We start from the raw sequence: 10,882 nt of genomic DNA, 5'->3' as shown, positions 1-10,882 counted from the left end.
GGCTCTGGTTTCTGATACCAGCATTCCGAGGTTCGAATCCTCGTACCCCAGCCATATTAAAAAAGCTCGCTTCGGCGAGCTTTTTGCTTTTCTGCATTTATTATCTGATGGCACTACGCTTACCAGGCCTACAACGTTCTCTGTAGGCCTGTCTGAATTACAATCCTAACGCGTACTTGAGTGCCTGACGTTTCAACATACCGGCGCGCTCTGCGGCCATTAGCCCAAGATTACGCATGATACGCAGCGGCTGCAGGTTGTTGCTAAATCCTGCGTAGAACAGATCCATGCCGCTTTGCATGATGAAATTGTCAGTCATGCGACGGTTCTGATAGCGCTTCAGCACCGGCTGGCTTGCCCAGGACTCACCGTAGCTGCGCGCATTCACCAGCACGTCAATCAGCGCATCCACATCACGGAACCCCAAATTAACGCCCTGCCCCGCCAGCGGATGAATGGTATGCGCGGCGTCACCCACCAGCGCCAGTCCTGGCTGCACATATTGCAGCGCGTGACGGCGCGTTAGCGGGAATGCCCCCGCTGCCACAGGCGTAACGTTACCGAGTCGCGATGGGAAATGTTTGGCGATCTCCGCCTGCAGTTGCGACATATTCAAACCTTGCAACTGGCGGATACGCGCCGGTGAGTCGTACCACACCAGCGAGGCCCAGTTATCAAACAGCGGTAAAAATGCGCGCGGACCGTCAGGGGTGAATTGCTGCCAGGTGCTGTCTCCCGGCGAATTCTCGCACTGCACGGTTATCAACATACAGGACTGCGCATATTGCCAGGCATGGATACCAATCCCGGCCATTTTCCGCACCTGAGAATTTGCGCCATCGGCGCCGATGACCAGCTTCGCGCTGATTTTTTCGCCACCAGCCAGCTCAAGCTCATGCCGATCGTTATGTTGATGCAGAGAGATCAGCGACGCAGGCACGCGCAGCGTGACTTTGGGGTGAACGTCCAGAGCCTGCCAGAGCGCCTGTTGCAGGACCGTGTTTTCCACCATATAGCCCAGTAAGGGCAGCTTAAGCTCGGCGGCATCAAACATCACATGGGCATTTTCCCATTCCCACGTTTCCAGACGACGGTAAGGATGGCTGCGCATCCCCTGAACCGTATCCCAGACGCCCAGCCCTTTTAGCAACGACACGGAGGCGGAGCTGATGGCCGAAATTCTGACATCTGGCTGTCCGTCAGCCACAAACGGCGCGGGAACGGCATGCTCAATGACCGTTACCGTAAATCCATGCTGCGCCAGTCCTAGCGCCAGCGCGCCGCCGACCATCCCCCCGCCGACAATGGCAATTTCCGTTGGTTGATTTGTCATGGTCAATTATCCTGTTACATGTATTGTGTAAGTTTACAGGATTTTTTACCCCTTGAGGCTGACATCCGTCATACTGGTCACAACCGCGCCAAAGCAGTACACTATGCGCCCTGCATTTCAGCCACAATTTCGCAAGAGCAAGTCGATGACCAAAAAACTCCATATTAAAACCTGGGGCTGTCAGATGAACGAATACGATTCATCGAAGATGGCCGATCTGCTGGATGCCACCCATGGGTATCAACTGACCGACGTGGCCGAAGAGGCGGATGTGCTGCTGCTGAATACCTGCTCTATCCGTGAGAAGGCTCAGGAAAAAGTCTTCCATCAGTTGGGCCGCTGGAAGCTGTTAAAAGAGAAAAACCCCAAGCTGATCATCGGTGTCGGTGGCTGTGTTGCGTCTCAGGAAGGCGACCATATTCGCCAACGCGCGCACTATGTCGATATTATTTTTGGGCCGCAAACCCTGCATCGTCTGCCGGAAATGATCAACAAAGTGCGTGGAAGCACCACCCGTAGCCCGGTGGTTGATATCAGTTTCCCGGAGATCGAAAAATTCGACCGCCTACCGGAACCGCGTGCTGAAGGTCCAAGCGCATTCGTGTCAATCATGGAAGGTTGTAATAAATATTGTACTTACTGCGTGGTGCCATACACCCGCGGTGAGGAAGTGAGCCGTCCGGCGGACGATATCCTGTTTGAAATCGCCCAGCTTGCGGCGCAAGGCGTGCGTGAAGTGAACCTGCTGGGACAAAACGTGAACGCCTGGCGTGGTGAAAACTACGACGGCACGATCGGATCTTTTGCCGATCTGCTGCGTCTGGTCGCGGCAATCGATGGCATTGACCGTATCCGCTTCACCACCAGCCATCCGATCGAATTCACCGATGATATCATTGAAGTGTATCGTGACACGCCAGAACTGGTGAGCTTCCTGCACCTGCCGGTACAGAGCGGTTCAGATCGCGTACTGAACCTGATGGGACGCACCCATACCGCGCTGGAATATAAAGCGATCATCCGCAAACTGCGCGCAGCGCGTCCGGATATCCAGATTAGCTCCGACTTCATCGTTGGCTTCCCAGGCGAAACCACGCAGGATTTCGAGCAGACCATGAAGTTGATTGCAGACGTCAATTTTGACATGAGCTACAGCTTTATCTTCTCTGCGCGTCCTGGCACCCCTGCCGCCGATATGGTTGACGACGTGCCGGAAGAAGAGAAAAAACAGCGCCTGTATATTCTGCAAGAGCGTATTAACCAGCAAGCTATGGCCTGGAGCCGTCGCATGGTCGGCACGACCCAGCGCATTCTGGTTGAAGGCACATCGCGTAAAAGCATCATGGAACTGTCTGGCCGTACCGAAAATAACCGAGTGGTGAACTTTGAAGGCAACCCGGAAATGGTCGGTAAGTTCGTGGATGTAGAAATTACCGATGTCTGGACGAACTCCCTGCGCGGTAAAGTGGTGCGCACCGAAGACGAAATGGGTCTGCGCATCGCTGAATCCCCTGAGTCAGTTATTGCGCGTACCCGCAAAGAAAACGATCTGGGCGTCGGTATTTATCAGCCTTAATCTTCAATGCCCGATGGCGCTACGCTTATCGGGCTTACTCTTCTGGGCTCGCTGCCCCGGCGGGCCTTGTAATCTACCTCATCATCCCCATATTTATCGCAATGCTTGCGCCTTTCCCCCATGGCGTGAATAATTTCCTTAGATGCCGGTAAATGTTCAGCGTCCGGCAAGACATGCAAAAGAGGAACAGTTTGAACATAGACACTCGTGAAATCACCCTTGAACCCGCAGACAATGCCCGCCTGTTGAGCCTTTGCGGCCCATTTGATGACAACATCAAGCAGCTGGAACGTCGCCTCGGCATCGAAATTAACCGCCGTGATAACCACTTTAAGCTGACCGGTCGCCCAATTTGCGTCACCGCGGCGGCAGATATTTTACGTAGCCTGTACGTCGATACTGCCCCAATGCGTGGTCAGACGCAGGACATTGAGCCTGAACAAATTCATCTGGCAATTAAAGAAGCGCGAGTGCTTGAGCAAAGCGCAGACAGCGTGCCGGAATTTGGCAAAGCGGTGAACATCAAAACCAAGCGCGGGGTAATTAAGCCGCGTACGCCGAACCAGGCACAATACATTGCGAATATCCTCGACCACGACATCACCTTTGGCGTTGGCCCTGCGGGTACGGGTAAAACGTATCTTGCGGTTGCCGCTGCGGTCGATGCGCTTGAGCGTCAGGAGATCCGTCGAATTCTGCTGACCCGTCCGGCAGTGGAAGCGGGCGAAAAACTCGGGTTCCTGCCGGGTGACCTCAGCCAGAAAGTCGATCCCTACTTACGACCGCTGTATGACGCACTGTTCGAAATGCTCGGGTTTGAGAAGGTCGAAAAGCTGATTGAGCGTAACGTCATTGAAGTTGCGCCGCTGGCCTACATGCGTGGTCGTACATTAAACGATGCGTTCATCATTCTTGATGAGAGCCAGAACACCACCATCGAACAGATGAAAATGTTCCTGACCCGTATCGGCTTTAACTCCAAAGCGGTTATCACCGGCGATATCACCCAGATTGACCTGCCGCGAAGCACCAAATCCGGTCTGCGTCATGCCATTGAAGTACTGGCTGAAGTCGACGAAATTAGTTTTAATTTCTTCCATAGCGAAGACGTGGTTCGCCACCCGGTGGTCGCCCGTATCGTCACGGCGTATGAAGCCTGGGAAGAAGCAGAACAGAAACGCAAAGCCGAGCTGGCTGCAGAACGCAAGCGCGAAGCTCAGGAGCAGGAACAAAAATGAGTCAGGTTATTCTCGATTTACAGCTGGCATGTGAAGACGAATCCGGTTTACCAACAGAAAGTCAGTTTCAGGGTTGGCTGGATGCGGTGATCCCACAGTTTCAGGAAGAGTCTGAAGTTACCATTCGTCTGGTCGATGACGCGGAAAGCCACGAGCTGAACCTGACCTATCGCGGGAAAGATAAATCAACCAACGTACTCTCTTTCCCGTTTGAAGCCCCGCCGGGCATTGAAATGCCGCTGCTGGGCGATTTGATCATCTGCCGTCAGGTAGTCGAGAAAGAAGCGCAGGAACAAGGCAAACCGCTTGAGGCCCACTGGGCGCACATGGTGGTGCACGGTAGCCTGCATTTACTCGGTTACGACCATATCGAAGACGATGAAGCGGAAGAGATGGAATCCCTAGAAACAGAGATTATGCTTGCTCTGGGCTATGAGGATCCGTACATTGCCGAGAAAGAATAAGCATTTCGAAATCTTGTAAGCCTGATAAGGCGCAGCCGCCATCAGGTATTGCGCCTTATCCGGCTTACCTGGTTTGAAGTACGATGAAGAAACATGCCGTCAACAGCTGAATATACGCATGACGAGCTTTGTATTAACTAACATGAGAACCCATACGACGCAATGAGCGACGACAATTCACACAGTAGTGACACCTTAAACAGCAAAAAGGGATTTTTCTCCCTGTTACTGAGCCAACTTTTCCACGGTGAACCAAAAAACCGCGACGAACTGTTGGAGCTGATCCGTGATTCCGGGCAAAACGACCTTATCGATGAAGATACGCGCGATATGCTCGAAGGGGTGATGGATATTGCGGACCAACGCGTGCGCGACATCATGATCCCTCGCTCTCAGATGATTACCCTGAAACGCAACCAGACCCTGGACGAATGTCTCGATGTCATTATCGAGTCTGCCCACTCGCGTTTCCCGGTGATCAGCGAAGACAAAGATCACATTGAAGGGATTCTGATGGCCAAAGATCTGCTGCCGTTTATGCGCAGCGATGCCGAAGCCTTCAGCATGGAGAAAGTGTTACGCCAGGCGGTTGTCGTACCTGAAAGCAAGCGAGTTGACCGCATGCTGAAAGAGTTCCGCTCCCAGCGTTATCATATGGCTATCGTCATCGACGAATTCGGCGGTGTCTCAGGTCTGGTGACCATTGAGGACATCCTTGAACTGATCGTGGGTGAAATTGAAGATGAGTACGACGAAGAAGACGATATCGATTTCCGTCAGCTCAGTCGCCACACCTGGACCATTCGCGCTCTGGCGCCGATTGAAGACTTCAACGACGCTTTCGGCACCCATTTTAGCGACGAAGAAGTAGATACCATCGGCGGGCTGGTCATGCAGGCCTTTGGTCATCTGCCCGCGCGCGGGGAGACTATCGACATTGATGGTTACCAGTTCAAAGTGGCAATGGCCGACAGCCGTCGTATTATTCAGGTTCATGTCAGAATTCCGGACGACTCACCCCAGCCCAAACTGGACGAATAAACCCGAAACTGGATCTAAGACTACATGGCATTTGCCCCATTAATTGAACGCCAGCGCATTCGCCTGCTGCTGGCGTTATTATTCGGTGCCTGCGGGACGCTGGCTTTCTCTCCGTATGACATCTGGCCCGCTGCGATCGTTTCGCTGATGGGCTTGCAGGCTCTTACCTTCAATCGCCGTCCGCTCCAGTCTGCCGCAATCGGCTACTTCTGGGGATTGGGGCTGTTTGGCTCCGGCATCAACTGGGTTTACGTCAGCATCGCGCAGTTTGGCGGTATGCCGGGCCCCATTAATGTGTTCCTCGTGGTTCTGCTTGCCGCATACCTTTCCCTCTACACCGGCCTGTTTGCTGGCGTGTTGGCGCGTCTGTGGCCGAAAACCACCTGGATACGCGTGGCGATTGCCGCGCCGGTCGTCTGGCAAATAACCGAATTCCTGCGCGGCTGGGTACTGACCGGCTTCCCGTGGCTACAGTTCGGCTACAGTCAGATCGACGGTCCGTTAAAAGGGCTGGCTCCGGTAATGGGCGTTGAGGCGATTAACTTCCTGCTGATGGTGGTTAGCGGCCTGCTGGCGCTGGCGCTGGTGACGCGTAACTGGAAGCCGCTGATTGCCGCGCTAGTGCTCTTTGCTCTGCCCTTTCCGCTGCGCTATATCCAGTGGTACACGCTTGAGCCGGAAAAAACCACTCAGGTCTCGATGGTGCAGGGCGACATTCCGCAGTCGCTCAAATGGGATGAAGGTCAGTTACTCAACACCCTGAAGATTTATCTCGACGCCACCCAGCCTGAGATGGGCAAATCACAGCTGATCATCTGGCCAGAATCCGCTATTCCGGACCTGGAAATTAATCAGCAGCGTTTTCTGGGCATGATGGATGGCCTGCTGAGATCGAAAAACAGCACGCTGATTACCGGTATCGTTGACGCACGTCTGAACAAGCAGAATCGTTACGACACCTACAACACCATCATCACGCTGGGTAAAGACAGCCCGTACAGTTACGATTCCAGCAACCGCTACAACAAAAACCATCTGGTACCGTTTGGCGAGTTCGTCCCGCTGGAATCGATCCTGCGCCCGTTAGCGCCGTTCTTTGACCTGCCAATGTCGTCTTTCAGCCGTGGGCCTTATGTGCAGCCACAGCTGCATGCGCACGGCTTTAAGCTGACGGCTGCCATCTGCTATGAAATCATTCTTGGCGAACAGGTACGGGATAATTTCCGCCCGGATACGGACTACCTGCTGACGATTTCCAACGATGCCTGGTTTGGTAAATCCATCGGCCCGTGGCAGCACTTCCAGATGGCGCGTATGCGTTCCCTCGAGCTGGCGCGCCCTCTGCTGCGTAGCACCAACAACGGTATTACGGCGGTGATTGGTCCACAGGGTGAGATTCAGGCGATGATCCCGCAGTTTACCCGCCAGGTCCTGACCACCAGCGTGACGCCAACGACGGGCTTAACCCCTTATGCCCGTACCGGTAACTGGCCGCTCTGGCTGCTTACCGCGCTGTTTGGCTTTGGTGCGGTGGTAATGAGCCTGCGCCAACGTCGTAAGTAACCTTCCTTTCCCGGCCGGATAACGTTTCGCTTATCCGGCCCACAAAACATTTCCCGCGCCCCATTCTGGCACGTCTATTGCTTTGTTCTACAAGACAAATGCAGTTTTGGCTGAATGTGCAACCTGGTCGCACCAACGTTGAGCGCCGGTAGCACCTGAAAAGTGCAACAAGATATTTTTGCCCCCAAATGGTGCGGCGCACTTCGCAAAAATAAACAATAAAACAGCAAATTCTTTACATTCATCCAAACTAAATGTTAACAAACATATACAAGACTGCACGTTTCAGTAGCAAACAATAACAACATCACAATGGGTATCAATGCGTCCCTGGCGCAGACGATAAAGGAGTTGGATATGCAATTACGTAAGCTCGCCACTGCCATGCTGGTCATGGGAATGTCCGCCGGTCTGGCGCACGCAGAAGACGCAGCACCAGCGGCAGGCAGCACGCTGGACAAGATCGCCAAAAACGGCGTGATTGTGGTCGGCCACCGTGAATCATCGGTACCGTTTTCTTACTACGATAATCAACAAAAAGTGGTCGGTTATTCACAGGATTACTCCAACGCGATCGTTGAAGCCGTGAAGAAAAAACTGAACAAGCCTGACCTGCAGGTGAAGCTGATCCCGATTACTTCACAAAACCGTATCCCGCTGCTGCAAAACGGCACCTTCGACTTTGAATGTGGCTCCACCACCAACAACGTCGAGCGCCAAAAACAAGCGGCTTTCTCTGACACCATTTTCGTTGTTGGTACTCGTCTGCTGGCGAAAAAAGGCGGCGACGTCAAAGATTTCGCCGATCTGAAAGGTAAAGCCGTAGTCGTGACCTCGGGTACCACCTCAGAGGTGCTGCTGCACAAGCTGAATGAAGAACAAAAAATGGATATGCGCATCATCAGCGCGAAAGACCACGGTGACTCTTTCCGTACTCTGGAAAGCGGCCGCGCCGTTGCCTTTATGATGGATGACGCCCTGCTGGCTGGCGAGCGCGCGAAGGCGAAGAAACCAGACAACTGGGAGATCGTCGGCAAGCCACAGTCTCAGGAAGCTTACGGCTGCATGCTGCGTAAAGATGACCCTCAGTTCAAAAAGCTGATGGATGACACTATCGCCAAAGCGCAGACCTCAGGCGAAGCTGAGAAATGGTTTGATAAGTGGTTTAAAAATCCAATTCCACCGAAGAACCTGAACATGAATTTCGAACTATCAGACGAGATGAAAGCCCTGTTCAAAGAACCGAATGATAAAGCGCTTAACTAATTAATTAGAAGAGTACACAAAACCTTTCAAGTTATATCGAGGCGGCAACTGAGCGAATTCCCGGGCGCTTACATGAGTAAGTAACCGGGATGAATAAAGGCAGCCAACAACGAGATATCTTGAAGGATGAAGTGTAATCAGGGAGGCTTCCCCTCCCTCTCGATTGCTACTCAGCACGGACAGACTATAAGCCTGATGGTCGTTCCCCATCAGGCCTGAAAACCGCAAAACGCTGAATAACAATCTTCGGGGGTAGCGCTGCTACCCTTTTTTTTCTGGAGTAGATTTATGTCTATAGACTGGAACTGGGGTATTTTTTTACAACAAGCCCCGTTCGGCAACACCACCTATCTCGGCTGGCTCTGGAGTGGTTTCCAGGTCACTGTCGCGTTATCTATCACCGCCTGGGTTATCGCTTTCCTCATCGGCTCTTTATTCGGCATCTTACGTACCGTACCAAATCGTTTCCTTTCCGGGATCGGCACGCTGTACGTCGAGCTGTTTCGTAACGTTCCGCTCATCGTCCAGTTTTTTACCTGGTATCTGGTCATTCCTGAACTGCTGCCGGAAAACATCGGGATGTGGTTTAAGTCAGAACTGGATCCCAACATTCAGTTCTTCCTCTCATCCATGCTTTGTCTGGGGCTGTTTACCGCTGCGCGCGTCTGCGAACAGGTTCGTGCCGCTATTCAGTCTTTGCCTCGCGGACAGAAAAATGCCGCGCTGGCGATGGGGCTGACGTTACCGCAGGCCTACCGCTATGTTCTGCTGCCAAACGCTTACCGCGTGATTGTTCCGCCAATGACCTCGGAGATGATGAACCTGGTAAAGAACTCCGCGATCGCCTCCACTATCGGCTTGGTCGATATGGCTGCGCAAGCGGGAAAACTACTGGATTACTCCGCCCACGCATGGGAATCGTTTACGGCCATCACTCTGGCCTACGTTCTGATTAACGCCGTCATCATGCTGGTGATGAATCTCGTCGAACGCAAAATCCGCCTGCCTGGCAATTTGGGAGGCAAATAATGTACGAATTTGACTGGAGTTCTATCGTCCCTTCCCTGCCGTATCTGCTGGATGGGCTGATCATCACGTTGAAAATCACCGTCACGGCAGTCGTCATTGGTATCGTCTGGGGGACCATCCTTGCAGTAATGCGTCTGTCCAGCTTCGCGCCGATTGCCTGGTTTGCGAAGGGCTACGTCAACGTATTCCGCTCCATTCCGCTGGTGATGGTGCTGCTGTGGTTCTACCTGATTGTGCCCGGCTTCCTGCAAAACGTGCTGGGTCTGTCGCCAAAAACCGATATTCGCCTGATCTCAGCGATGGTCGCATTTTCGATGTTTGAAGCCGCGTACTATTCCGAGATTATCCGCGCCGGTATCCAGAGTATTTCTCGCGGGCAGTCCAGTGCCGCGCTGGCGCTGGGGATGACCCATTGGCAGTCGATGAAGCTCATCATTCTGCCGCAGGCATTCCGCGCGATGGTGCCGCTGCTGCTTACCCAAGGCATCGTACTCTTCCAGGATACCTCGCTGGTCTATGTATTGAGTCTGGCAGACTTCTTCCGTACCGCCTCCACCATTGGTGAGCGTGACGGCACGCAGGTTGAAATGATCCTGTTTGCTGGCGCCGTTTATTTTGTATTCAGTCTGAGCGCATCGTTGTTGGTCAGCTATTTGAAGAAAAGGACAGTTTAATGATTACCCTGAAAAATGTTTCTAAATGGTATGGTCACTTTCAGGTGCTGACCGACTGCTCCACGGAAGTGAAAAAAGGTGAAGTGGTGGTGGTCTGCGGCCCGTCAGGTTCAGGTAAATCAACGCTTATCAAAACGGTGAACGGGCTGGAGCCGGTACAACAGGGCGTCATCACCGTTGATGGTACCGTGGTGAATGATAAAAAGACCGATCTGGCCAAACTGCGCTCTCGCGTTGGCATGGTGTTCCAGCACTTTGAACTGTTCCCGCATCTGTCGATTATTGAGAACCTGACTCTGGCGCAGGTAAAAGTGCTTAAACGCGATAAAAAGCCGGCCCGCGACAAAGCGCAAAAGTTACTGGAACGCGTTGGTCTGTCAGCGCATGCCGAGAAGTTTCCAGCTCAGCTCTCCGGGGGCCAGCAACAGCGTGTCGCCATCGCTCGGGCGCTGTGCATGGATCCTATCGCCATGCTGTTTGACGAACCGACGTCAGCACTCGACCCAGAAATGATCAACGAAGTACTGGACGTCATGGTTGAACTGGCCAATGAAGGGATGACCATGATGGTAGTTACCCACGAAATGGGCTTTGCGCGTAAAGTGGCGAACCGGGTGATCTTCATGGATGAAGGGAAGATTGTTGAAGACTCACCGAAAGAAGAGTTCTTCGCTAATCCAAAATCAGACCGTGCCAAA

At 53.0% G+C, this 10,882-nt stretch carries 10 protein-coding genes; 9 read left to right on the top strand and 1 reads right to left on the bottom strand.

The window, feature by feature from the left end; all coding sequences use genetic code 11:
* Nucleotides 1-157 precede the first annotated feature (157 nt).
* Nucleotides 158-1,333: a 3-demethoxyubiquinol 3-hydroxylase gene (ubiF, locus tag FDW87_RS02580; protein ID WP_016152246.1), complete on the bottom strand. Its 1,176-nt coding sequence runs from the start codon at nucleotides 1,331-1,333 to the stop codon at nucleotides 158-160.
* A gap of 145 nt (nucleotides 1,334-1,478) precedes the next feature.
* Here ubiF and miaB point away from each other — a divergent pair, with 145 nt between their 5' ends.
* From miaB to FDW87_RS02530, 9 genes are all read left to right on the top strand, one after another.
* Nucleotides 1,479-2,909, top strand: coding sequence for a tRNA (N6-isopentenyl adenosine(37)-C2)-methylthiotransferase MiaB (miaB, locus tag FDW87_RS02575; RefSeq protein WP_016152245.1), 1,431 nt, complete (start codon nucleotides 1,479-1,481; stop codon nucleotides 2,907-2,909).
* Nucleotides 2,910-3,100: 191 nt separating this feature from the next.
* Nucleotides 3,101-4,147: a PhoH family protein gene (locus FDW87_RS02565; RefSeq protein WP_019076268.1), complete on the top strand. Its 1,047-nt coding sequence runs from the start codon at nucleotides 3,101-3,103 to the stop codon at nucleotides 4,145-4,147.
* A complete protein-coding gene (gene ybeY, locus FDW87_RS02560; RefSeq protein ID WP_003835559.1) occupies nucleotides 4,144-4,611 on the top strand; it encodes an rRNA maturation RNase YbeY in 468 nt (155 codons plus the stop codon). Before FDW87_RS02565 ends, ybeY begins: the two co-directional genes overlap by 4 nt.
* 162 nt (nucleotides 4,612-4,773) lie before the next feature.
* Nucleotides 4,774-5,652, top strand: coding sequence for a CNNM family magnesium/cobalt transport protein CorC (gene corC, locus FDW87_RS02555; RefSeq protein WP_005121418.1), 879 nt, complete (start codon nucleotides 4,774-4,776; stop codon nucleotides 5,650-5,652).
* Nucleotides 5,653-5,676: 24 nt separating this feature from the next.
* Complete coding sequence (lnt, locus tag FDW87_RS02550) at nucleotides 5,677-7,215, top strand: apolipoprotein N-acyltransferase (protein ID WP_047415146.1); 1,539 nt, start codon at nucleotides 5,677-5,679, stop codon at nucleotides 7,213-7,215.
* Between the two features lie 357 nt (nucleotides 7,216-7,572).
* Nucleotides 7,573-8,481, top strand: a complete 909-nt coding sequence (gltI, locus tag FDW87_RS02545; protein WP_016152242.1) for a glutamate/aspartate ABC transporter substrate-binding protein GltI — start codon at nucleotides 7,573-7,575, stop codon at nucleotides 8,479-8,481.
* A 288-nt stretch (nucleotides 8,482-8,769) separates the two neighbouring features.
* Entirely contained in the window at nucleotides 8,770-9,510 is a 741-nt protein-coding gene (gene gltJ, locus FDW87_RS02540) for a glutamate/aspartate ABC transporter permease GltJ (RefSeq protein ID WP_016152241.1), read from the top strand.
* Entirely contained in the window at nucleotides 9,510-10,184 is a 675-nt protein-coding gene (gene gltK, locus FDW87_RS02535; RefSeq protein ID WP_003022757.1) for a glutamate/aspartate ABC transporter permease GltK, read from the top strand. Before gltJ ends, gltK begins: the two co-directional genes overlap by 1 nt.
* Nucleotides 10,184-10,882 (top strand): amino acid ABC transporter ATP-binding protein (locus FDW87_RS02530; RefSeq protein WP_137379426.1); only part of this gene is annotated, 699 nt, incomplete at its 3' end. The genes gltK and FDW87_RS02530, both read left to right, overlap by 1 nt.

Origin of the sequence: Citrobacter sp. wls826 (assembly GCF_005281245.1) — a bacterium.
Taxonomy (GTDB): domain Bacteria; phylum Pseudomonadota; class Gammaproteobacteria; order Enterobacterales; family Enterobacteriaceae; genus Citrobacter; species Citrobacter braakii.
Note: the sequence above shows the minus strand (reverse complement) of the source record. Positions and strands in the feature narration are given on the sequence as shown.